General features: G+C 40.3%; 28 protein-coding genes. 16 read left to right on the forward strand and 12 right to left on the reverse strand.

The window, feature by feature from the left end:
• Window positions 1–2,015: AAA domain-containing protein (locus ACWPUA_RS07385; RefSeq protein WP_454380104.1), on the forward strand; the 2,015-nt coding region annotated here is incomplete at its 5' end.
• 309 nt (window positions 2,016–2,324) lie between these two features.
• Here the strand turns inward: ACWPUA_RS07385 and ACWPUA_RS07390 are convergent.
• On the reverse strand, window positions 2,325–3,089 hold the full coding sequence (locus ACWPUA_RS07390) for a (S)-acetoin forming diacetyl reductase (RefSeq protein ID WP_004250763.1): 765 nt from the start codon (window positions 3,087–3,089) through the stop codon (window positions 2,325–2,327).
• 247 nt (window positions 3,090–3,336) lie between these two features.
• Here ACWPUA_RS07390 and ACWPUA_RS07395 point away from each other — a divergent pair, with 247 nt between their 5' ends.
• Window positions 3,337–3,438: an oligoendopeptidase F gene (locus tag ACWPUA_RS07395; RefSeq protein WP_454380198.1), complete on the forward strand. Its 102-nt coding sequence runs from the start codon at window positions 3,337–3,339 to the stop codon at window positions 3,436–3,438.
• Window positions 3,439–3,482: 44 nt separating this feature from the next.
• Here ACWPUA_RS07395 and ACWPUA_RS07400 read toward each other — a convergent pair whose 3' ends face one another.
• Window positions 3,483–3,872: a nuclear transport factor 2 family protein gene (locus ACWPUA_RS07400; protein WP_281137490.1), complete on the reverse strand. Its 390-nt coding sequence runs from the start codon at window positions 3,870–3,872 to the stop codon at window positions 3,483–3,485.
• A 152-nt stretch (window positions 3,873–4,024) separates the two neighbouring features.
• Between ACWPUA_RS07400 and ACWPUA_RS07405 the strand changes: the two genes are divergently transcribed.
• Both ACWPUA_RS07405 and ACWPUA_RS07410 read left to right on the forward strand, forming a co-directional pair.
• On the forward strand, window positions 4,025–4,372 hold the full coding sequence (locus tag ACWPUA_RS07405; protein ID WP_414268785.1) for a winged helix-turn-helix transcriptional regulator: 348 nt from the start codon (window positions 4,025–4,027) through the stop codon (window positions 4,370–4,372).
• A gap of 145 nt (window positions 4,373–4,517) precedes the next feature.
• Window positions 4,518–5,186, forward strand: coding sequence for an MIP/aquaporin family protein (locus tag ACWPUA_RS07410; protein WP_004250764.1), 669 nt, complete (start codon window positions 4,518–4,520; stop codon window positions 5,184–5,186).
• Between the two features lie 216 nt (window positions 5,187–5,402).
• Here ACWPUA_RS07410 and queF read toward each other — a convergent pair whose 3' ends face one another.
• The 7 genes from queF to ACWPUA_RS07445 all read right to left on the reverse strand — a co-directional run bounded on the left by queF (window position 5,403) and on the right by ACWPUA_RS07445 (window position 8,947).
• Complete coding sequence (queF, locus tag ACWPUA_RS07415) at window positions 5,403–5,894, reverse strand: preQ(1) synthase (protein WP_000082589.1); 492 nt, start codon at window positions 5,892–5,894, stop codon at window positions 5,403–5,405.
• Between the two features lie 18 nt (window positions 5,895–5,912).
• A complete protein-coding gene (gene queE, locus ACWPUA_RS07420; RefSeq protein ID WP_223140529.1) occupies window positions 5,913–6,629 on the reverse strand; it encodes a 7-carboxy-7-deazaguanine synthase QueE in 717 nt (238 codons plus the stop codon).
• The gene (queD, locus tag ACWPUA_RS07425; RefSeq protein WP_254731174.1) at window positions 6,622–7,065 is read right to left on the reverse strand and encodes a 6-carboxytetrahydropterin synthase QueD; all 444 of its coding nucleotides are present in this window, start codon (window positions 7,063–7,065) and stop codon (window positions 6,622–6,624) included. The genes queE and queD overlap by 8 nt, the downstream gene beginning before the upstream one ends.
• Window positions 7,065–7,718, reverse strand: coding sequence for a 7-cyano-7-deazaguanine synthase QueC (gene queC / locus ACWPUA_RS07430; protein ID WP_414277266.1), 654 nt, complete (start codon window positions 7,716–7,718; stop codon window positions 7,065–7,067). The genes queD and queC overlap by 1 nt, the downstream gene beginning before the upstream one ends.
• Window positions 7,719–7,920: 202 nt before the next feature.
• The gene (gene trxA / locus ACWPUA_RS07435) at window positions 7,921–8,235 is read right to left on the reverse strand and encodes a thioredoxin (protein ID WP_414277265.1); all 315 of its coding nucleotides are present in this window, start codon (window positions 8,233–8,235) and stop codon (window positions 7,921–7,923) included.
• A 14-nt stretch (window positions 8,236–8,249) separates the two neighbouring features.
• A complete protein-coding gene (locus ACWPUA_RS07440) occupies window positions 8,250–8,471 on the reverse strand; it encodes a DUF4649 family protein (RefSeq protein ID WP_223333888.1) in 222 nt (73 codons plus the stop codon).
• 95 nt (window positions 8,472–8,566) lie between these two features.
• Complete coding sequence (locus ACWPUA_RS07445) at window positions 8,567–8,947, reverse strand: MarR family winged helix-turn-helix transcriptional regulator (RefSeq protein WP_004250773.1); 381 nt, start codon at window positions 8,945–8,947, stop codon at window positions 8,567–8,569.
• A gap of 180 nt (window positions 8,948–9,127) precedes the next feature.
• Here ACWPUA_RS07445 and ACWPUA_RS07450 point away from each other — a divergent pair, with 180 nt between their 5' ends.
• Window positions 9,128–9,502 carry a CidA/LrgA family protein gene (locus tag ACWPUA_RS07450; protein ID WP_036759040.1) on the forward strand — a complete coding sequence of 125 codons (375 nt, stop codon included), beginning with the start codon at window positions 9,128–9,130 and terminating at the stop codon, window positions 9,500–9,502.
• Complete coding sequence (locus ACWPUA_RS07455; protein WP_036759043.1) at window positions 9,499–10,194, forward strand: LrgB family protein; 696 nt, start codon at window positions 9,499–9,501, stop codon at window positions 10,192–10,194. Before ACWPUA_RS07450 ends, ACWPUA_RS07455 begins: the two co-directional genes overlap by 4 nt.
• A gap of 79 nt (window positions 10,195–10,273) precedes the next feature.
• Here ACWPUA_RS07455 and ACWPUA_RS07460 read toward each other — a convergent pair whose 3' ends face one another.
• From ACWPUA_RS07460 to ACWPUA_RS07470, 3 genes are read right to left on the reverse strand one after another with little or no spacing between them, the layout of a single operon-like run.
• Complete coding sequence (locus ACWPUA_RS07460; protein WP_016466231.1) at window positions 10,274–11,005, reverse strand: hypothetical protein; 732 nt, start codon at window positions 11,003–11,005, stop codon at window positions 10,274–10,276.
• Between the two features lie 15 nt (window positions 11,006–11,020).
• The gene (locus tag ACWPUA_RS07465) at window positions 11,021–11,716 is read right to left on the reverse strand and encodes an ABC transporter ATP-binding protein (RefSeq protein ID WP_006150834.1); all 696 of its coding nucleotides are present in this window, start codon (window positions 11,714–11,716) and stop codon (window positions 11,021–11,023) included.
• Window positions 11,717–11,719: 3 nt separating this feature from the next.
• A complete protein-coding gene (locus ACWPUA_RS07470; protein WP_006150869.1) occupies window positions 11,720–12,085 on the reverse strand; it encodes a GntR family transcriptional regulator in 366 nt (121 codons plus the stop codon).
• A 140-nt stretch (window positions 12,086–12,225) separates the two neighbouring features.
• Between ACWPUA_RS07470 and nrdR the strand changes: the two genes are divergently transcribed.
• From nrdR to ACWPUA_RS07520, 10 genes are all read left to right on the forward strand, one after another.
• Entirely contained in the window at window positions 12,226–12,699 is a 474-nt protein-coding gene (gene nrdR / locus ACWPUA_RS07475; RefSeq protein ID WP_004250782.1) for a transcriptional regulator NrdR, read from the forward strand.
• Entirely contained in the window at window positions 12,700–13,869 is a 1,170-nt protein-coding gene (locus tag ACWPUA_RS07480; protein ID WP_254724835.1) for a replication initiation and membrane attachment family protein, read from the forward strand. It abuts the gene before it with no gap.
• Window positions 13,870–14,766: a primosomal protein DnaI gene (dnaI, locus tag ACWPUA_RS07485; protein ID WP_006153038.1), complete on the forward strand. Its 897-nt coding sequence runs from the start codon at window positions 13,870–13,872 to the stop codon at window positions 14,764–14,766.
• Complete coding sequence (locus ACWPUA_RS07490; RefSeq protein WP_195183580.1) at window positions 14,763–15,476, forward strand: NADPH-dependent oxidoreductase; 714 nt, start codon at window positions 14,763–14,765, stop codon at window positions 15,474–15,476. The genes dnaI and ACWPUA_RS07490 overlap by 4 nt, the downstream gene beginning before the upstream one ends.
• Before the next feature lie 13 nt (window positions 15,477–15,489).
• Window positions 15,490–16,800, forward strand: a complete 1,311-nt coding sequence (der, locus tag ACWPUA_RS07495; RefSeq protein ID WP_004250788.1) for a ribosome biogenesis GTPase Der — start codon at window positions 15,490–15,492, stop codon at window positions 16,798–16,800.
• A 192-nt stretch (window positions 16,801–16,992) separates the two neighbouring features.
• Window positions 16,993–17,832 (forward strand): TPM domain-containing protein, encoded by an 840-nt coding sequence (locus ACWPUA_RS07500; protein ID WP_254724834.1) that lies wholly within the window; start codon window positions 16,993–16,995, stop codon window positions 17,830–17,832.
• A gap of 38 nt (window positions 17,833–17,870) precedes the next feature.
• Entirely contained in the window at window positions 17,871–18,464 is a 594-nt protein-coding gene (locus tag ACWPUA_RS07505; RefSeq protein ID WP_006152901.1) for a LemA family protein, read from the forward strand.
• Window positions 18,465–18,643: 179 nt separating this feature from the next.
• Entirely contained in the window at window positions 18,644–21,157 is a 2,514-nt protein-coding gene (gene secA / locus ACWPUA_RS07510) for a preprotein translocase subunit SecA (RefSeq protein ID WP_006152797.1), read from the forward strand.
• 80 nt (window positions 21,158–21,237) lie between these two features.
• Window positions 21,238–22,269, forward strand: coding sequence for a 3-deoxy-7-phosphoheptulonate synthase (locus ACWPUA_RS07515; protein WP_454380114.1), 1,032 nt, complete (start codon window positions 21,238–21,240; stop codon window positions 22,267–22,269).
• A gap of 1 nt (window position 22,270) precedes the next feature.
• Window positions 22,271–23,302, forward strand: coding sequence for a 3-deoxy-7-phosphoheptulonate synthase (locus tag ACWPUA_RS07520; RefSeq protein ID WP_454380116.1), 1,032 nt, complete (start codon window positions 22,271–22,273; stop codon window positions 23,300–23,302).
• The last annotated feature ends 23 nt before the right edge of the window (window positions 23,303–23,325 follow it).

Consider the following 23,325-nt stretch of genomic DNA (forward strand, 5'->3'; position numbering starts at 1 on the left):
TGATCGGAGTGTATCCAGATACACCTCAATCCAATTTTTCTCAACCAATTCTATCACAGAGGATTTATCCAATATTTTTAAAAAGATACTTACTGCTTGTTCTTGAAAAAAATCCTAATTATAAGAAAATTAGTCAGTTGTCCTCGAAAGAGATAGATGAACGTATTGAAAATTTTAAGTCCCATGATAAATCTACTTTTTCAATGGCTAGAGATAGAATATTTAAGTATTTGGTAGATAGATTACCAAGTGTAAATGATAGTATTCGTACTTCTGGTGGTGAAATTGCAGTTTTAAAGAAAGAAATTGCTAAAAAAGTTAGATTGATGTCAACTAGAAAACTAATTCAATGTTTACCAAATTTATTACCTAGGTTAAAACCGTGTATTATGATGTCTCCGTTGACTGTAAGCACATACTTTTCTTCAACTGAAAATTGGCAATTTGATTTAGTTATATTCGACGAAGCGTCTCAAGTTAAAACAGAATATGCAGTTGCAGCTATAAGTAGAGGAAAACAGATTATTGTAGCTGGAGATAGTAAACAAATGCCACCAACATCATTTTTTGATTCCTATAACGACGAAGAAGAATTGAAGGATGATGAAATTGATATAGAAGATATGGAATCTATATTAGATGAACTTAGTGTAAAAATACCTGAAACATATTTAAATTGGCATTATCGTAGTAAAGATGAATCGTTGATTGCTTTTTCTAATAAAAAGTTTTATAACAATAGACTATATACATTTCCAACTGATAATTCTGATATTCATAGCAATGTTCAATTCACATATACACCAGACGGGGTATGGGAATCGAAATATGGAAATTCTATTGAAGCAGATAAAGTTGTTGAAGTAATCAAAAATATTGCAATAAATTGTCCAAATAAATCTGTAGGTGTAGTTGCATTTGGAATGAGTCAAGCACGAGTTATAGAAGATAAGGTATTCAAATTTAGAGAGGAAAATCCAGAATTAGAAGCATTTTTTGATGAATCAAAGAATGAACCATTCTTTGTTAAGAACCTTGAGAATGTTCAAGGAGACGAAAGAGATATAGTTGTTTTAAGTGTTGGATATGGTAAAAATCCAGATGGGAAACTTAGAATGAATTTTGGACCTTTAACAAAGTCTGGGGGGGAGCGAAGATTAAACGTTGCTGTATCTAGAGCTAGGGAAACCATGCATGTTATTTCTAGTATCAGAGGAGTAGATATTCCGATAGAAGAAACTACGAATGAAAATAGAATTATTTTTAGAGACTTTCTAGAATTTGCGGAGAAGGGGATTCCAGCCTTACTTGGTTATGAAGAGCATGGAGAACAAAAATCTCCAGAATTTGATTCTGATTTTGAAGAAAATGTATATAATTTTTTAGTGACTAAAGGGTATAAAATTCATACACAAGTGGGGGCTTCAGGATATAGAATAGATATGGCTGTTATACATCCTGATATACCAGGGAGATATGTGTTAGCTATAGAATGTGATGGTGCAACCTACCATTCTTCTAGAACTGCAAGGGATCGTGATCGCTTACGTCAGGAAATTTTAGAGTCTAAAGGTTGGAATTTTTATAGGATATGGTCAACGTCTTGGATTCATGATAATGTCAATGAGAAGAATAAGTTAATAAATGCCATTGAAAAATCAATAGAAAATTATTCTATGTTGTCAGATGATATTGTGATAGAAAATGAAGAAGAAATACCTTCAAATCTAATAACCGTCACTGATTCTAAGATTGGAAATAATCTTCCAAGATATAATGGAGATGTTTATGACTTCGAAGAAAATTTATATGAATTATCGAATATTATTATGTTAGTTGCATCTCGATTCATTGGTTATAATGTAAAGGATTTGATGCGCTATATTAATAAAGAAGTATTTGGGAAATTTCGTCTTACTCAAGGTTATATAGATGTTTACAGTTCTGCCTTTAGATTATTAATAGCCCATGATAGAATTGTGATTAAAAAAGGAATAATAGAATCAGTTACATGATGAACATGATACTTTTAACTGTGACCTGGAAAGTATAAAATTGAAGATTGTGTAGAAAGAGTCAATAAACGTATCTACGGCGGCAATGGGAATCTTTAATTTTTTGATGATTTCGCAGAAAAAATGGATATCCAAACTGTTCCTAATCTTGTGTTCTATTAAAACAGAGCAAATCACACTATTTAGAGCAGGAGAGTATTTCTAGTCTTGAAGAAAGATTATTTTCACTAACAAAAAAATGACTCTGGAAATTGAAATCGTAGAGATGATAAAAGAGGTTGGATTATTTTCCAACCTCATTTTTTGATCTTAATGGAATTGCATACCACCATCGACGATAATGGTTTGACCTGTAATGTAGTTTGAATCTGGTCCAGCAAGGAAGCTAACCGCTGCAGCGACATCTTCTGGTTCAGATAGGCGTTTCAATGTAATATCTTTTGCGAATGTTTGCATACCCCATTCGTCGTCTTTTCCTGCATTTTTCCCAACTTCGTGAGCGATATCATACATCATTGGAGTCTTAACGATACCTGGAGCATACGCATTGACAGTGATACCTGAGTCAGCTAAATCACGTGCCAATGTTTGAGTAATACCACGAACAGCGAATTTTGTACCACCATAAACAGTCAAGTTTGGATTTCCAACAACACCTGCTTGAGAAGTAGCGTTGATGATTTTACCACCGTGACCAAGTGCTTTGAATTGAGCTTGAGCAGCTTGTGCTCCCCAGATTACCCCACCGACGTTAATAGCAAAGGTACGATTGAACTGTTCTTCTGTAATCGTATCTAGAGGTGTAGTCGGAGCGACACCAGCATTGTTTACCACAACGTTCAAGTCTCCAAAATGGTCTACAACTTTTTGGAAAGCTGCAGCAACCTCTGCTTGTTTAGACACATCTGCTACAACAGCTAAAGCATTCTCTGCTGACAATTCAGCAACTGCTTTTTCAGCTGTTTCAGCATTGTAGTCTAATACCCCAACCTTAAAACCATCTTGGACCAAGCGTTTTGCGATTGCAAAACCGATTCCTTGACCTGCACCTGTAACAATAGCTACTTTAGACATATGATTCCTCCTTCGGTATCCGTGATACCATTCAAACGTTCATAAAAGAACAGCAAAGGGTTATAAGTGAGTTGTGATAGATTCTAAAAGAAGTCCTATCACGTTTTAGTATACAACTTTGTGAAATTTGTGTCAAACAAAGACTGGTTTTTGGAAAAAATTAACACTCTAAGAGTGAAAAAACTATCTGAGACTGGAGCTGAAGACTGGCTCAATCTCCTCAAATCAGGTGCCACTTGAGTCTGCTATGATTATCGGAGCAGATATCTCAACGGATAAACCTCTCCGCGATACCATTCAGTTCTTGTCTGATACGGTTGATAAGATTATCGCCTACAGTGCTGAGTAATGAGTATAAGCAAAAACAGATTGGATTTTTCCAATCTTTTTTGCTTATCCCCAAAAGCTATCTTCTTCAGCTTGATCTGAAGAGAAGAGCCAAACTTCTTTGATTTTCCCGTCTTCAATACGGAAGAGGTCAATCCCGTTCATATTGAGTTCAGTACCATCAGCCCGTGTTCCAAGAAAAGTAACATTAGCTGCGATTAAATCCTTATTGTCAGAAACCCAATTTGTTATCACCTTAAAGGTTCCATTAGTTTTCTCAGCAAATGTAGCTAGGTGAGTTCCTAGCTTGTCCTTACCAACAACTGTACCAGATATACTATGAGTACCAGGTTGATGCCAGACAATATCGTCTGCCATTGTTTCAAAGACACCAGGAAAGTCACCAGCAATTAAAGCTTGGTTATAAGTATTGAAAATTTCTAAGTTTGTTGACATATCTATTCTCCATTTCTTTTTTATGATATAATTGTAACAGTTACAATCAAAAAAACAAGTAGACACTTTTTTGATAGTTGGTATCAAAAATGGTACTATTGTTGATACTAAAAGATAAATTTTTTAAAAAAAAAATAGAAAGAAGATATTTTATGCCAAATAAAGTGAGCGAGTATGGTATTTGTCCATTCGCGACAACGCAGAGGGTTTTAACGGGGAAATGGGCACTGGTAATCATTTATCAGTTGAGTACGGGTACTAAACGATTTAAAGAATTGCAGAGATTATTGCCTGGGATTACTCAAACTATTTTGACACGTCATCTCCGTCAATTAGAAAAGGATAAGATTATTCAACGAAAGGTCTATGCGGAAGTTCCCCCACGAGTTGAGTACAGCTTAACCGAAATGGGACAGGAATTCAGAGTTGTTTTAGATGCTGTCGAGAAATGGGGTCTGGATTATATCAAGTTGCTAAATGCTAGTGAGATAAGCGACTGATAAGCTCTATAGAGGAAATGTATTTTTCTGTTTAATTCCTCAATTAAAAGATAGTAAGGCAAACCATTATTTTCCAAGCACATTTCTTGAAACCCTTTCCTTCTTCTGATAGACTAATACATAGTTTGAAAAAAGGAGACTTAACATGAAAAAATTTGTTGCTGAATTAATCGGTACTTTTATGCTTGTGTTCATCGGAACAGGAGCTGTTGTTTTTGGAAATGGTGTTGAAGGACTTGGACACCTTGGAATTGCTCTTGCCTTTGGTTTGGCAATCGTAGTTGCAGCTTTCTCAATCGGAACTGTTTCAGGTGCTCACTTGAACCCAGCTGTTTCTATCGCTATGTTTGTTAACAAACGTTTGTCATCTTCAGAGCTTGTAAACTACATCCTTGGTCAAGTAGTCGGTGCTTTCCTTGCGTCAGGATCTGTGTTCTTCCTCTTGGCAAATTCAGGTATGTCAACTGCAAGTCTTGGTGAAAATGCCTTGGCAAATGGTGTAACTGTCTTTGGTGGTTTCTTGTTTGAAACAATCGCAACTTTCTTGTTTGTTTTGGTGATTATGACTGTAACTTCAGCAAGCAAAGGAAATGGCGCAATCGCTGGTTTGGTGATCGGTTTATCATTGACAGCTTTGATTCTAGCTGGCTTGAATATCACTGGACTTTCAGTAAACCCGGCTCGTAGCTTGGCTCCTGCTGTATTGGTAGGTGGCGCAGCTCTTCAACAAGTTTGGATTTTCATCCTTGCACCAATCGTTGGTGGAGTTCTTGCAGCCCTTGTTGCTAAAAACTTCCTTGGAACTGAAGAATAATTGAAACTTAAAAAGCCTTGCTTCTCATCTTGAGGAACAGGGCTTTTTCGTATGATACTCTTCGAAAATCTCTTCAAACCACGTCAGCACTATCTGCAACCTCAAAACAGTGTTTTGAGCTGACTTCGTCAGTCTTATCCACAACCTCAAAGCAGTGATTTGAGCAGCCTGCGGCTAGTTTCCTAGTTTGCTTTTTGATTTTCATTGAGTATGAGTTTAGCGGTTGTCAATTTTCTCTGGATAGAGGTCATGTTGGAAGAGGCGTTGTTCTGCCAATCCTTCATACTTGGTTCCAGGTCTACCGTAGTTGTAGTAGGGGTCGATTGAAATGCCACCGCGAGGTGTAAATTTTCCCCAGACTTCTAAATAGCGAGGGTCTAGCAAGTTGACCAAGTCTTTCCCGATAGTGTTGATACAGTTTTCATGAAAATCTCCATGGTTTCGGTAGCTAAAGAGGTAGAGTTTGAGGGATTTTGACTCGACACAGAGCTTGTCAGGAATGTAGGAAATATAAATAGTTGCAAAGTCTGGCTGAGCAGTGATGGGACAAAGTGAGGTAAATTCAGGGCAGTTGAACTTGATGAAATAGTCATTTTCCACATGACGATTGTCAAAGGATTCGAGGACTTCGGGTTGATATTCGAAAATGTAGTTGGTTTCTTTGTTGCCGAGGAGGCTGAGGTTTTTCATTTCTTCTTGTTGTGACATGATTTTTTCTTTCTAATCTTAAACACCACGTTGGTTGTCGTAGAGGAGGGTATGGAGTTGAGGAAGGACGCGGACATTGCCCCAGCTATCGTCGGCAGCGACACGTTCCCAGAGTTCTTTGAGGCGGTCCAGTTGGTCTTGGACAATATTGCCTGTAGCCTTGGGCTCAGGATTTCCCGCCGATAAGAAGAGGACATCTGGTTGGTAGCGTTCTTGAATACCTTTGGCAAAGGCTAGATCTGCATCATCAAAGACAGGGATTTTAAAGGTTACTTTGTCTGGGTCTAGTTGGGAAACGATAAAGTCCAAGGTCTCAAAGTTGACTTCCATCTTGGAGGAAGGAGGCTTAGGACTCAGAGTGACTTGGTCGATATCTTTTAACCAATTTTGCCAGCGCGAGCCTTGGGTCTCAACAGCAAGAGTGATACCACGTTCCTTGAGCTTGGTGACAAGTTGAGCCATGTTGGCTGCTAGGATAGCAGGATTTCCCCCAGATAGGGTGACATAATCGTAGCTTCCTAGTTTGTCTAACTCAGCGATTACTTCATCGGCTGTCATACGAGTTGGTTTTTCAGAACCGTCCCAAGTAAAGGCGGAATCGCACCAGTCGCAGTGGTAATCGCAACCAGCAGTGCGGACAAACATGGTTTTCTGGCCAATAGCACGACCTTCACCTTGAAAGGTAGGCCCAAAAATTTCTAGAACTGGTAGTTTGAGGACACGTTCCTTAGTCATCTAACCACTCCCGTCTAAACTCTGCAAAGGCAGTCGGAGTTTCATAGAGGCGAACATATTCCAAACGGAGACCGCGCTCGTCTGGCAACTCTTGGCTCATGGTTTGGAAAATCCAGTAAACCATATTTTCAGCAGTCGTATTCATGTAGGGCAGGGTTTCATTGAGATAGCGATGATCCAAGTGGGGCTCTAAGTAGTCCTTGTAGATAGCTTTGATGTCTCCGAAATCGTGGGTCATACCTCTATCATCTAAAAATCCACTGACAGCGATTTGTAGATGATAGGTGTGACCGTGTAGGGATTTGCATTTTCCTTCATAGTGAAAGAGGTGGTGGGCAGCATCGAAGGTAAATTCTTTTGAGACTAAGGTTCTGTGAGGATTATAGACAAGAGATTCCCCAGTTTCTTGTTTGATTTCTTTGGGGGCAAAAAACATCAGTCCTCTCCTTTCTGAGAGAGATAAACCTCTAAACCATGTTGGCGTAGATGGCAGGCAGGACAATCTCCACAACCAGTACCGATAATCCCATTGTAGCAGGTCAAGGTCTTCTCACGAACGTAGTCAAAGGCACCAAGTTGGTCAGCTAATTCCCAAGTTTCAGCCTTGTCTAGCCACATGAGAGGCGTTTGGATCACAAAGTCGTAATCCATAGCAAGGTTGAGCGTGACATTGAGTGATTTGACAAAGACATCCCGACAGTCAGGATAACCTGAGAAGTCTGTTTCGCACACTCCTGTCACGATATCCGCAATTCCACGCTGCTTGGCAAGGACTGCCGCAAAGGACAGAAAGAGATGATTGCGACCGTCAACGAAGGTATTAGGAATCTCTCCTTCTTTTTGCTCAATTTCTAGATCTGAAGTCAAGGCATTTTCAGTAATTTGTCCTAGCAGAGACATATCTAGGATATGATGACGAATTCCTTGTTCCTCAGCGATTTCTTTGGCCACTTGAATTTCTAAATGGTGGCGTTGACCGTAGGCAAAGGTAACGGCTTCGACCCTTTCATAGTGTTGCTTAGCCCAGAAAAGGCAGGTTGTTGAATCTTGACCGCCACTAAAGACGACCAAGGCTGATTGACGTTTCATAGTACTCCTTCCAAAACGGGAAATGTTCAGAGCACGCAAAAAGCTCCCTAGAGGGAGCTAAAAAATACCAAGTAGAGGTTTTTTTTAGCGATGGCATGTCCCAAACATCGTGATATTCTAGTTACAGTCTAGCATATTTTTTGAAAAATGGCAAAGGGCAAGAAAAAAGAGACCAAATGAATGCACTTGGTCTCTCTTTTGATTAGCTCAATTCAGCAACGATGGCTTTGATTTGTTCTGCGGTGTGGACACCTGCCACTTGTTTAACAACTTGTCCATCTTTCTTGAAGAGAAGAGTAGGGATAGACATGATACCAAATGCACGAGCTGTGTTTGGATTTTCGTCAACGTCCATTTTAACGATCTTCAAGACATCTTCTGAAAGTTCTTCAGACAATTTGTCCAAGATTGGACCTTGCATACGACATGGACCACACCAAGTAGCCCAGAAGTCTACCAAGACCAATCCGTCTGTAGTTTCTTGTTCGAATGTTGCATCTGTAATTGCTTTTGCCATAGTATTTCTCCTTTTTAATTATATTGGCTTAAATCTTGTTTCATGAGATAGAAGAAAACATCTCCATAAGTCCCATGGTAGTCCAGAACATGACCATTGTAGGTTAGTTTTTGGACAGGGTAATAGTCGGCGACACCAATCAGGCAGGCATGTTGAGAACGTTCAAATTCTTCGTATGAATCGAAGGTCATTGTTCTCTCTTGCTTGCTGGCATCTAAATAAGTGATTTCAATCATAGGATTCTCCTTTGCTAAATCATGTCTTCATTTTACTCCTTGGAAAAAGGAATGTCAAGAAAATTGCTTGCGCACGCAAGTTTTTTGTAAAAATTTTAGGAAAGCCAACTTGCTTTTGTTTCAAGGCTTTCTTCTACAGCCTTTTGTAGATAGGCAAGAGTGGTCTGACCCTCCTTAGTGAGGCAGATAAAACTAGCTCGCTTATCCTGGTCACAACATCTCCGACTAAGTAAACCGCAGTTTTTGGCTTCTAGGCGTGCCACCATTCGTGATACAGCACTTGGACTCAGATGGAGTTTGTCCGGCAGGTCAATCTGTCTCAAAGATTTTTCTTGAGCCTGATTTAAAAAGTGCAAGAGATAGAATTCTTTGAGCGTTAGGCTTTGGTCACTCTGCTCAGCAATCGTTTGCTCTAAAAGAGCTTCTAGCTCTACTTGTCGGCGGTTGAAGTCAAACCATTTTTCTAAGTAAGTCATATCAATCTCCTTTCTATATGGTAGTTATAAACAGATTTGCCTATCTGAGATGCTTGCGCACGCAATTAGTATACAACTTTTTGGAATAGATAGCAAGAAGGATGTTTCTTGTGTATTTCCTTGAAATTTTCTGAAAAAAGAGTAAACTGGTATGCAGAAAGTCTATTTGTGGAGTAAACGATGAAATTATATGTCCAGTTAATGATTCTCTTTGTCATTTCACTGATTGGTGAGGGAATCTCTAGCTTTTTCCATTTGCCTATTCCTGGAAGCATTATCGGTTTGATTATTTTATTTTTAGCCCTACAGTTCAAGTGGTTGCGGGTACGTCATGTCAACATGGTTGGGAATTTTCTCCTAGCTAATATGACCATTCTCTTTCTACCTCCTGCAGTTGGGATTATGGAGAAATTTGATGTGATTGCTCCTTATTTATTACCAATTATCTTGATTGTCTTTTTTGCGGCAGTCATCAATATCATTTTGATTGCGTTGGTCGTTCAGTTTATCAAAAAGCGTTATGAAGGTGATTACGAAGAAAGAGGTGCCAAATGAGCGAATTTGTATCCAATCCACTTTTTGGGATAGCTCTGTCTATCCTAGCCTATCTCGGAGGCATGATTATCTTTAGACACTACCCTCATCCTCTGACAACTCCTTTGCTACTAGCGACCTTGTTTATCATAGCGTTTCTGAAATTGACTGGTATTTCTTACGCTGCCTATTATCAAGGTGGGGTTTATCTGAATAACCTGATTGTACCCTCAACAGTAGCACTCGGTATTCCACTCTATAAGAGTTTTCACCTCATGAAGCACCATGTTAGAAGTATTCTGCTAGGCAGTCTTCTAGCAGTCATTGTGAATACCACTTTTACAGCACTAGTCGCCAAATTTTTCGGCATGGATTTCTTCTTGGCGATTTCACTTTTTCCAAAGTCAGTAACGACTGCGATGGCGGTTGGAATCACGGAAAAGCTACAAGGGATCACAACAATTACCTTGGTCGTAGTAGTAGCGACTGGTATTTTGACTAGCGTTATCGGACCGACACTTTTGAAATGGCTGAAAATAGATGACCCAGTAGCTGCCGGTTTGGCTCTAGGAGGAACAGGTCACGCAGTTGGAACTGGGACAGCCTTCCGTTATGGATCAGTGGCTGGTGCCATGGCCGGCTTGGCAATCGGTGTCACAGGTTTGCTTTATGTCTTTATCAGTCCCATCGTAGCTGGTTTAATATTAAGTTAAAGGTCAAGTATCTCTTGGCCTTTTATCTGTTTAACAATAAAAATCCCCTAGCAAAACTTTATCTGCTAGGGGTTATTGATTATTGAAGGTTGACTTTATTCTTCAAGATGTAGTAGGTACCGATATAGTAGACAACAATCAAAATGATATCTTTAACGATTTCATAAGTGAGCAAAGAGGTGTAATTTACACTAATATTTAAGAAAAGATCGCTAAATCCAATGAGAGTTTGAATGACAATATAGGCTACAACAGCTAGAGCTGTACGGTATTCATCAAATAGTTGACCGATAGAAATAGACAAGTAGATACAAAGGATGCTGGCAAGGGTATTTAAGATATAGGTTGTCAGGGTTAACCATAAATTGCCTAGATAGTAGTCGAAAACATCTTTGAATAAGGACGATATGAAAACATCTGGGCTAATCATGGCAATGATGATGTAAAGACTCAAAAGAAAGACCACTGTACTTGTCAAAGACCAGACAAAGGCTCCAAGGATTTTAGCAGAGAGAATCTGGTGTTCAGATACTGGAAGGGTGAGAGTCAGATAGCCACGACGGTCGTAAACGCTCCCCTTAAATCGTTGAATGATCAAAATTAAGGTTGAAATACTCAGAGTAATAACGAGGCCCCCAAAAACCAGAGCTAGAAAGAATAACATGACAACACCCTTGTCTTGGTAATAGGTGTTTGATAAGGCACTACCATGAATTCCTATGATGACAGATAGGGATAGTACAGCTGCATAGAGGGCAAAAAACCATTTGTTGACATTTTTAAATTCATAACGAACTAAATTCCAAAACATAAGAATCTCCTTTACCTAAGCTTTGAATTCGTGACGGAAGAGCTGGTCGATAGACTCTCCTGATTCGTAGCGAATATCATCCACATTTCCTTGACGGACGATTTTTCCATCCTTGAGGAAAATAATCTCATCCAAAATTGGCTCGATGTCTGAAATCAAGTGAGTTGAAATCAAGACAGTCGAAGTTGGAGAGTAGCTGTTGATGATGGTGTTCAAGATATAGTCACGAGCTGCAGGGTCGACTCCTCCGATGGGCTCGTCAAGAACATATAAGCGAGCATCACGACTCATGACAAGAATCAATTGGACCTTTTCTTTGTTCCCTTTTGAGAGTTTTTTAAGGCGACTGTTTTCGTCGATACCCAGATCACGAAGTAAGTGTTGAGCGCGATCAAGATTGAAATCCTTGTAGAAGGTTTTGAAGAAGGTAAGAGCTTCTTTGACTTTCATTTGCTCGTTAAGGTAGGTCGTGTCAGGTAGATAAGACACAATGGCTTTTGTTTCGGGACTAGGCTCTGTATTGTTGATAAGAATACGTCCTTCATCAGGTTGGAGCAAGCCATTAATCAACTTAATCAAGGTTGTCTTTCCAGAACCATTTGGGCCAAGGAGACCAACAATCTTACCAGCTGGGATTTCAAAGGAAACATTTTTTAGGGCAGGATTTGGTCCATAGGATTTTGAAACATTTTCAAATTCTAATAAGGTCATAGTCTAAACTCCTTCAATATAATCTCTCAAAACAGTAGGTAGTTCTTCTTTTTCATAGCCAAATTCTACCATGGCTGTGACAAACTGTTGCAGTTGTTCTTCGGATAGTTGTTTGCGGGATTGGAAGATCAAGTCCAAGTCCTCTGTGACAAAGCGGCCAGCAGTCCGCTTGCTGTATACAAAGCCTTCTCTTTCCAGGTCTGATAGGGCGCGTTGGATGGTGTTTGGATTGACACCAGCTTCACTTGCCAATTCTCTAACAGTTGGTAGTTGTTGACTAGGCTCAAGTTTGTGGGAAATAATTTGCAGTTTGATTTTATCCATAATCTGCAAATAAATGGGTTTGTTGTTATCAAATGTCCAGGACATCACGGTCTCCTTTCTATTTTTCTCTTGTGTTAATTAAATAGTACAACTAAACAAAAAACTTGTCAAGCCAAAAGGAGAATTATTTTGGGAATTGCTCAAAAAATGGTATAATGAAAAGAAAACGACAAGGAGGGGAAGGCATGCGTTGTCCAAAATGTGGCGCTACAAAATCAAGTGTTATCGATAGCCGTCAGGCTGAAGAAGGAAATACGATTAGAAGAAGACGTGAGTGTGAAGAATGCCAGCATCGTTTTACGACCTATGAACGTGTAGAAGAAAGAACGCTGGTTGTGGTCAAAAAAGATGGTACACGGGAGCAGTTCTCAAGGGATAAAATCTTTAACGGGATTATTCGTTCGGCTCAAAAACGTCCGGTGTCTAGTGATGAGATTGGCATGGTGGTCAATCGTATCGAACAAAAACTCCTCAGTCGCAATGATAATGAAATTCAAAGTGAAGATATTGGTTCTCTTGTCATGGAAGAATTGGCTGAACTGGATGAAATCACTTACGTTCGTTTCGCCAGCGTCTATCGTAGCTTTAAAGATGTGAGTGAGCTCGAAAATCTTCTCAAACAAATTACGCAATCTTCAAAGAAGAAAAAGGAAAAATAAATGAAGCCTAATGATCGTTTTTCTTTTCTAAAGAATAATCGGGTGTCGCAAGATCCCACAACTTTGGTGCAGTGCTACCTCCCGATTATCGGTCAGGATGCGCTGAGTCTTTACCTTTATACCTTAGCTTTTTGGGATGGTGGACAAAAAGAACACCTGTTTGCAGCTATCCTCAATCATCTCAATTTTGGAATGGACAGGCTGTTAAAGGCTTTTAAAATCTTATCAGCCTTCAATTTAGTTACCCTCTATCAAAAGGGTGACTGCTATGAACTTGCTATTCATCCAACGCTTTCTAGCTCAGATTTCTTGCGTCATACGGTTTATCGTACCTTATTGGAGAAAAAAATCGGTGAGCCAGCAGTTTCTGATTTACGCCAAGAGCAGGCAGGCGGAGAGCCTTTGACTGTTTCTTTGAGTCAAGCCTTTCCAGAGATAGAAGAATTGGCTAGTCATGACGAGATGTCAGTAAAAGCTGATTTTAAAAATGATTTTGATTTGGAGCATTTTCGTCAGCTCATGGCGAGAGATAATCTCCGTTTCCAAGATGAACAGTCAGATGTTTTAGAGTTATTTAAAATTGCTGATGAGAAAAAATGGACCTGGTTTGAAACCTATCAATTGGCTAAGGTGACAGCAGTTTCACAAGTTATTTCTGTCAAGCGTATGCGTGAAAAATTAGCACAAGAGTCTGTTGCATCGGACTTTAGTCCCCAAGAAGCGACCATTATCCGAGAAGCTAAAAGTAAAACGGCCCTGCAATTTTTAGCGGGTATCAAACAAACCCGAAATGCTGGAATTATCCAAGCCGAACGCGATTTGCTAAAACAGATGGCGGATTTGGGACTGCTTGATGAAGTCATCAATGTCGTTATACTCTTGACCTTCAATAAGGTTGATTCGGCCAATCTCAATGAAAAATATGCCATGAAAGTGGCTAATGATTACTCTTATAACAAGATTCGTTCTGCTGAAGAAGCTGTGCTTCGAATCAGAGAGAAGAATCAAAAGGGGCAAGAACAAAAATCAGCGAAGCCAAGCCAAGCCAAAAGCAATGTCCCAAAATGGAGTAATCCAGAATATAAAAATGAAACCAGCAAAGAAACTCGCTTGGAGTTAGAACGTAAGAAAAAAGAAATGTTAGACCGATTAGGAAAAGGAGGAGACTAGATGGAAAGTGTAGGAGATGTGCTTAAAGATCATCCCAGCCGTTTTCAATACCAGGACCTGGTCCAGCAGATTGTAAAAGATCCGGATGTTGCGGCTTTTATCCAGAAGGAATCTCTCAGTCAAGAGGAATTGAATCGTAGTATCTCTAAGTTTAACCAATACATCACCGAGCGAGATAAGTTCCTTCGTGGAGATACCGACTATATCGCGCGTGGCTATAAGCCAATTCTAGTTATGAATCATGGTTACGCAGATGTATCCTATGAGGAAACTCCGGAACTGATTGCGGCTGAGAAAGAAGCAGCTATCAAGAACCGTCTCAAACTGATTAATCTTCCAGCCAGTCTTAAAAAAGCTAGTTTGGCTCAAGTTGATTTGGATGATTTGGGACGTTTGCCAGTTTTTGAAAAGCTCTTTACCTTTGTTGAGCAATATCCAGAAGTCCGTAAAGGTCTCTATCTCTATGGAGACTTTGGAGTTGGAAAGAGCTTTATGGTGGCTGCCCTAGCCCATGATTTGTCAGAAAAACGTGGGGTTTCATCAACTCTTCTTCACTATCCTAGCTTTGTCATTGATGTCAAAAATGCTATCGGTGATGGGAATGTTAAGAATTTGGTGGATGAAATCAAGCAAGCTGAAGTCTTGATTTTGGATGATATTGGTGCAGAGCAATCAACGCCTTGGGTTCGTGATGAAGTCTTGCAAGTCATTCTTCAATATCGTATGCAGGAAGATTTGCCAACCTTCTTTACCTCAAATTTCAATTTTGAAGATTTGGAAAAACATTTTGCTAAAGGCAAGAACGGAAACGATGAAACATGGGAAGCTAGACGCGTTATGGAGCGTATCCGTTATTTAGCAGAAGAAACACGACTAGAAGGAGAGAATCGCCGATGAGTGAAACAATCACCTTAATGAAATCTCATACCTCGGTTCGCAGATTTAAAGAAGAAGCGATCCCTCAAGAGGACTTGAATGAGATTTTATCAGCTGCCCAAATGGCTTCTTCTTGGAAAAATTTCCAATCTTATTCTGTGATTCTAGTCAGAAGTCAAGAAAAGAAAGATGCTCTTTTTGAGCTGGTTCCTCAGGAAGCGATTCGTCAGTCTGCCGCCTTCCTCCTCTTTGTAGGAGATTTAAACCGTGCAGAAAAAGGGGCTCGTCTCCATACCGATACTTTCCAACCTCAAGGGGTGGAAGGACTCCTCATTACTTCAGTAGATGCAGCCTTGGCTGGACAGAATACCTTGCTTGCGGCAGAAAGCCTTGGCTATGGTGGAGTAATCATCGGTTTGGTGCGTTACAAATCTGTTGAAATAGCAGAATTGTTCAAGCTTCCTGATTATACCTACCCAGTTTTTGGGATTGCACTCGGTGTGCCGAACCAAAAACATGATGTAAAACCAAGATTACCACTAGAGAATGTTGTTTTTGAGGAAGAATACCAAGAACAAACAGCTGAGGCTATTGAAGCCTATGACCGTGTGCAGACCGAATATGCAGGAGCTCGTGCGACTACCACTTGGAGTCAACGTCTTGCAGAGCAATTCGGTCAGCCTGAACCAAGCTCAACTAGAGAAAATCTTGAACAAAAGAACTTATTGTAGAAAGTGAGAAAACATGGCCTTACCAACTGTTGCCATCGTAGGACGTCCCAATGTTGGGAAATCAACCCTGTTTAACCGTATTGCAGGGGAACGCATCTCAATCGTAGAAGATGTCGAAGGAGTGACACGGGACCGTATCTATGCTACTGGTGAATGGCTTAACCGTTCTTTCAGTATGATTGATACTGGAGGGATTGATGATGTTGATGCTCCATTTATGGAACAAATCAAGCACCAGGCAGAGATTGCCATGGAAGAAGCTGATGTCATCGTTTTTGTAGTTTCCGGAAAAGAAGGCATCACAGATGCTGACGAATACGTAGCCCGTAAACTCTATAAAACTCATAAACCTGTTATCCTTGCAGTTAACAAGGTCGATAATCCCGAAATGCGAAATGATATCTATGATTTCTATGCTCTTGGCTTGGGAGAACCATTGCCAATTTCATCTGTGCACGGGATTGGTACAGGGGATGTATTAGATGCCATCGTTGAAAATCTTCCACATGAAGTCGAAGATGAAAATCCAGATGTCATTAAATTCAGTTTGATTGGTCGCCCCAATGTCGGAAAATCTAGCTTGATCAATGCCATTTTGGGAGAAGATCGCGTAATTGCCAGTCCTGTTGCTGGTACAACTCGTGATGCTATTGATACGCATTTTACAGATGCTGACGGCCAAGAGTTTACTATGATTGATACTGCTGGTATGCGTAAGTCTGGTAAAGTCTATGAAAATACTGAGAAATACTCTGTCATGCGTGCTATGCGTGCTATTGACCGTTCAGATGTAGTTTTGATGGTCCTCAATGCCGAAGAAGGCATCCGTGAGTATGACAAGCGTATCGCTGGATTTGCCCATGAAGCTGGTAAAGGGATGATTATCGTGGTCAATAAGTGGGATACTCTTGAAAAAGATAACCATACTATGAAAAACTGGGAGGAAGATATCCGTGAGCAGTTCCAATACCTGCCTTACGCACCGATTATCTTTGTTTCGGCTTTGACCAAGCAACGTCTTCACAAACTTCCAGAGATGATTAAACAAATCAGCGAGAGTCAAAATACCCGTATCCCATCAGCAGTCTTGAATGATGTCATTATGGATGCTATCGCCATCAACCCAACACCGACAGACAAAGGGAAACGTCTTAAGATCTTCTATGCGACTCAAGTGGCAACTAAACCACCGACCTTTGTGATTTTTGTCAACGAAGAAGAACTGATGCACTTCTCTTACTTGCGTTTCTTGGAAAATCAAATCCGCAAGGCCTTCGTCTTTGAAGGAACGCCAATCCATCTGATCGCAAGAAAACGGAAATAAAAAAATAAAAAGAAGAAGGTTCTCGGACCTTCTTTTTTGGGAACAACATCAAGAGACTAGAACTAAATTTGTCATCAAATTAACATCATTTTCCTGGTCCTTGTCATGGATTTGTAATGAAAACGTACTTTCTTTGTAAGGTTCAAAATGCTATAATGCTCTAAACAATTTTCCTTGCATAAGGAGGTTATTATGAAAAAAGATAGATTGTTAAAGAATCGATTCGTGGTGCATTTACTTGGATTGCTGATGGTATTTCTCTTCTTGTCAGCATTCACAGCACCTGAAAAACCAGACTATGGTATCTATGATCCAAATCATTATTTGACAGAGGAAGTAGTTACTCAGATTCGTGATTTGAATGAAGCCAATAGTCAAAAGGCAGAAAAGCTTCAAATAGGGGTCTATATCGTAGACAGTCTGGAAGGAGAAAGCATTGAAACGGTGGCTAATGAAACTGCCAGGGCTTGGAAGATTGGCTATTCAGGAGATAATTTTGGAAGTCTCATTGTAGTAGCCGTTCAAGACCGTAAATCAAGAATTGAAACCAGTAATAACACCGCCATTAGAATAACGGACTATCAAACCAAGCAGATCTTGGCAGCCAGTCGTACAGATTTTAAAACTGGTGACTATAGTAAAGGAATTCTAGCGATTGCCAAAGGCTTGGACAATCAGTTTTATAGAGGAAGTGGAACATTTCCATCTGATGATTCCTCTGAAATAAAACGTTATTCTGATAGCATCAGTGGGAAGAAATCGAGTCGCAATAGTAGCTCGTCTAGTCATCGTAAGAACAGTGACCCTATGGACAATGTGTTCGGAGTCGGGATAATCATTTATTTCATTGTCGTATTTATAGCCATTATTAGAGGAGGCGGCGGTGGCCGAGGAGGAGATTCCTCTGACGGAGGATGGTGGTTTAGTGACTCATCTGACTCAGGTTCATCTTGGTCCGACTCAGGATCAGACTCCTCTAGTAGCTGGGACGGTGGCGGCTTCGATGGCGGTGGTTCATCCGATGATTGGTAATGATCGTGTAAAAATTAAGGAATTAAGTAGGTTTAGATATGAAAAATAAAGGAATTATTTATGTGTTGAGCATTTTGCTGGCTATTATCTTGCTTGGCGGTTGCTCAGTAGTAGGCACTTATAACGGACTTGTCTCCGAACAAACCAAGGTCGAACAAGCGCAAGCAGATGTAGCAACAGCTCTTCAACGTCGTTCTGACTTGATTGGAAATTTGGTAGAGTCTGTAAAAGGTCAGATGAACCATGAGACAGAAGTCTTTACCCAAATTGCAGAAGCTCGTGCTAAAATTGGGAATGGCTCCGTAACTTCAAAAGAAAATCAAGAGGCTCAAGGAGAGTTGAGTTCCGCTATTTCACGATTGATCTCGCTAACAGAAAATTATCCAGAGCTCAAGAGCAATCAAAATGTGGAACAACTCATGACGGAGTTGGCTGGAAGTGAAAACCGTATTTTTGTAGCCCGTAAGGATTATAACCAAGCTGCAACAGAATACAATCAAAAATTAAGAAGCTTCCCAACAGTTCTTTTTGCTAACATGATGAACTTTAAAGAGGCAGAAACCTTTAAAGAAAGCGAAGAAGCCAAGACAGCTCCAAAGGTTGATTTTAGTACTTCTACAACTAAAGAATAGGCTTGAAATTTCTAAAAGAAAATCAATGATTAGCAATAGTTTGAACATTTACAAAAAAAGGCTCTAAATGAGCCTTTTTTAGCTTGTATAAACACGGATTCTTTCTTGAAAAAGCTGGGCAAATATGCTACAATAAAAAGAACATTCTAAAATATTCAGAATTTAAAGTAAGGAAAAAAATGGCAAATTTATTAAAAACAATCATCGAAAATGATAAAGGGGAACTTCGCCGCTTAGAAAAGATGGCTGATAAAGTCCTCAAATACGAAGATGAAATGGCTGCTTTGACAGACGAGCAGTTGCAAGCTAAGACAGAAGAATTTAAGCAACGTTATCAAAATGGTGAAACGCTTGATCAACTCTTGTACGAAGCCTTTGCGGTTGTACGTGAGGGAGCTAAGCGTGTTCTTGGACTTTTCCCATACAAGGTTCAGGTTATGGGTGGTATCGTTCTTCACCACGGTGACGTTCCAGAAATGCGTACAGGGGAAGGGAAAACCTTGACAGCGACAATGCCTGTTTACCTAAACGCTCTTTCAGGTAAAGGTGTACACGTAGTTACCGTCAACGAATACCTTACAGAACGTGACGCGACTGAGATGGGTGAGTTGTACTCATGGCTTGGTTTGTCAGTAGGGATCAACTTGGCTGCGAAATCTCCAATGGAGAAAAAAGAAGCTTATCTCTGTGATATTACTTACTCAACAAACTCAGAAATTGGTTTCGACTATCTTCGTGATAACATGGTGGTTCGTGCGGAGAACATGGTTCAACGCCCACTTAACTATGCCTTGGTCGATGAGGTTGACTCTATCTTGATCGACGAAGCTCGTACACCATTGATCGTTTCAGGAGCTAATGCAGTTGAAACAAGTCAACTCTACCACATGGCTGACCATTTTGTGAAGTCTTTGGATAAAGATGACTACATCATTGATATTCAGTCTAAGACAATCGGTTTGTCTGACTCAGGTATTGACAAGGCTGAAAGCTACTTCAAACTAGAAAACCTTTATGATATCGAAAATGTGGCTTTGACTCACTTTATCGACAACGCCCTTCGTGCCAACTACATCATGATTCTTGATATTGACTATGTGGTCAGCGAAGAACAAGAAATTTTGATTGTCGACCAATTTACAGGTCGTACTATGGAAGGTCGTCGATACTCTGACGGATTGCACCAAGCGATTGAAGCTAAAGAAGGTGTGCCAATCCAAGATGAAACTAAGACATCAGCATCGATTACCTACCAAAACCTTTTCCGTATGTATAAAAAATTGGCAGGTATGACAGGTACTGGTAAAACAGAAGAAGAAGAATTCCGCGAAATCTACAACATCCGTGTTATTCCAATTCCTACAAACCGTCCGATCCAACGTATCGACCATTCAGACCTTCTTTACGCTAGCCTCGATGCAAAATTCAAGGCTGTCGTTGAAGATGTTAAGGCTCGTTACCAAAAAGGTCAACCAGTCTTGGTAGGTACTGTTGCCGTTGAAACCAGTGATTTTCTTTCTAAGAAATTGGTTGAAGCAGGCGTGCCTCACGAAGTATTGAATGCTAAAAACCACTACAGAGAAGCACAAATCATTATGAATGCTGGTCAACGTGGTGCGGTGACTATCGCAACAAACATGGCCGGTCGTGGTACCGATATTAAGCTTGGTGAAGGTGTTCGTGAGCTTGGTGGACTTTGTGTTATCGGTACAGAGCGTCATGAGAGCCGTCGTATAGATAACCAGCTTCGTGGACGTTCAGGCCGTCAAGGTGACCCAGGTGAGTCACAATTCTACTTGTCGCTCGAAGATGATTTGATGAAACGTTTTGGTTCAGAACGTTTGAAAGGTGTCTTTGAACGTCTTAATATGTCTGACGAAGCCATCGAATCTCGTATGTTGACACGTCAGGTCGAAGCAGCGCAAAAACGTGTTGAAGGAAATAACTACGATACTCGTAAACAAGTCCTCCAATATGATGACGTTATGCGTGAACAACGTGAGATTATCTACGCACAACGTTATGAAGTTATCACTGCAGAACGTGACTTGGCTCCTGAAATTCATGCTATGATTCGCCGTACGATTGGACGAATTGTCGATGGCCATGCTCGTTCTAAACAAGATGAAAAGCTTGAAGCAATCTTGAACTTTGCGAAGTACAATTTGCTTCCAGAAGATTCAATTTCACTTTCAGACCTAGAAGGTTTATCAGACCAAGCTATCAAGGATGAATTATACCAACGTGCATTGAAAGTCTACGATAGCCAAGTTGCTAAACTTCGTGACGAAGAAGCAGTGAAAGAATTCCAGAAAGTCTTGATTCTACGTGTTGTAGATAACAAGTGGACTGACCATATCGATGCCCTTGATCAGTTGAGAAATGCTGTTGGTCTTCGTGGTTATGCCCAAAACAACCCTGTCGTGGAATATCAAGCGGAAGGCTTCCGTATGTTTAATGATATGATTGGTTCGATTGAGTTTGATGTGACTCGCTTGATGATGAAAGCACAAATTCATGAACAAGAACGACCACAGACCGAACATCATATCAGTACGACAGCAACTCGAAATATTGCTGCTCAACAGACAAATCTCCCAGCTGATTTGGACCTCAGTCAAGTAAAACGTAATGACTTATGCCCATGTGGATCTGGTAAGAAATTTAAAAACTGTCACGGTAAACGACGTTAAGAATGATTAATTTTCAGGCGGATGCCTAGTGAAAAGTGAATTTTCGCTTGGCGTCCGTTTGCTTTATAAGGAGATGGATAATGGTATTTACAGCAAAAAGCCCTAAAATTAATATTGATGAAGTTCGTAGTTTGTCTAAACTGGAAGGACAAGTACTTGCGAACAAACTCCAACGTGATCAAGAGCTTGAAGCAATTATTCGTGGGGAAGACCAACGCATCTTGTTGGTGATTGGTCCGTGTTCGTCTGACAATGAAGAAGCAGTCCTAGAGTACGCTAAGCGTTTGTCAAAACTTCAGGAAGAAGTCAAAGACCGCGTCTTTATGGTCATGCGTGTCTATACTGCTAAACCACGTACTAATGGTGATGGATATAAGGGATTGATTCACCAACCAAATGCCAAAGAAGCGCCTAGCCTCATCAATGGAATCAAGGCGGTTCGCCATCTGCACTACCGTGTTATTTCTGAAACAGGAATGACAACAGCAGATGAAATGTTGTACCCAGAGAACCTTCCCTTGGTAGATGATTTGATTTCTTATATGGCAGTTGGAGCCCGTTCGGTAGAAGACCAACAACACCGTTTTGTAGCCAGCGGAGCAGATTTTGCGACAGGTTTTAAAAATCCAACCTCAGGAAATCTCAATGTCATGTTCAACGGTATTTATGCAGCTCAAAACAAGCAAAGTTTCCTTTTCCTAGGGAAAGAAGTCGAAACTACTGGAAATCCTCTATCGCATGCTATTCTCCGTGGAGCTCTTAACGAGTACGGGAAAAACATTCCTAACTACTACTACGATAATTTGATGGATACTATTGCTCAGTATGAAAAGATGGGACTTGAAAATCCATTCATCATTATTGATACCAACCATGATAACTCAGGTAAACAGTATATGGAGCAGATTCGTATCGTTCGCCAGACTTTAATTAACCGTGATTGGAATGAAAAGATTAAAAAATATGTTCGTGGTTTCATGATTGAGTCTTATCTAGAAGACGGTCGTCAAAATGAACCAGAGGTCTTTGGCAAATCTATCACGGATCCATGTCTAGGATGGGAAAATACGAAAGCTCTTGTTCGCGAAATCTACCAAAGACTAGGAGAATAATATGGCATTTATCGAGAAAGGTCAAGAAATCGATATTGAAGCGATTAAGGCGGAAACACGGCTATCTGCAGAAACCTTGCAACATAAGGAAAATCGTGATCAAGAATTAGCAGATATCCTTTCAGGTAAGGATGATCGTATCCTTTTGGTCATTGGGCCTTGTTCGTCTGATAATGAAGAAGCAGTCCTAGAGTATGCCCGTCGTTTAGCAGACTTGCAGAAAAAAGTGGCAGATAAGATTTTCATGGTTATGCGTGTTTACACGGCCAAACCACGTACCAATGGTGATGGATATAAGGGTTTGGTTCATCAGCCAGATACTTCTAAAGCTCCAAGCTTAATCAATGGTTTACAGGCTGTTCGTCAGCTTCATTATCGAGTGATTACAGAAACTGGATTGACTACAGCAGATGAAATGCTTTATCCAGCCAATCTCGTCTTGGTTGATGACTTGGTGAGCTATCATGCAGTGGGTGCGCGTTCAGTCGAAGACCAAGAACACCGTTTTGTAGCTTCAGGAATTGATGCACCAGTGGGAATGAAGAACCCAACATCTGGAAACCTATCTGTGATGTTTAATGCCATCTATGCTGCACAAAACAAACAAACCTTTCTCTTTCATGGTCAAGAAGTTGAAACTTCAGGAAATCCCTTGGCTCACGTCATCCTTCGCGGTGCTTTGAATGAATACGGGAAAAATGAACCTAACTTCTACTATGAAACTCTTCTAGATGCTATTGGGCGTTACGAGTCTATGGGGCTCGAAAATCCCTTTATCATGATTGATACCAACCATGATAATTCAGGGAAACAGTATATGGAGCAAGTTCGCATTGTTCGCCAAACTCTTCTCAACCGTGACTGGAATGAGAAGATTAAGAAGGCGGCTCGAGGCTTCATGATCGAGTCTTACTTAGCAGATGGGCGCCAAAACCAGCCAGAAATCTTTGGACGTTCTATTACAGACCCATGTTTGGGCTGGGAAAACACAGTAGCTTTAGTAGAAGAAATCTATTCTACCTTAACAAAATAAGTGAAAAGGATGGAGTTGGGGGA

This window comes from Streptococcus sp. Marseille-Q6504 (assembly GCF_965111625.1).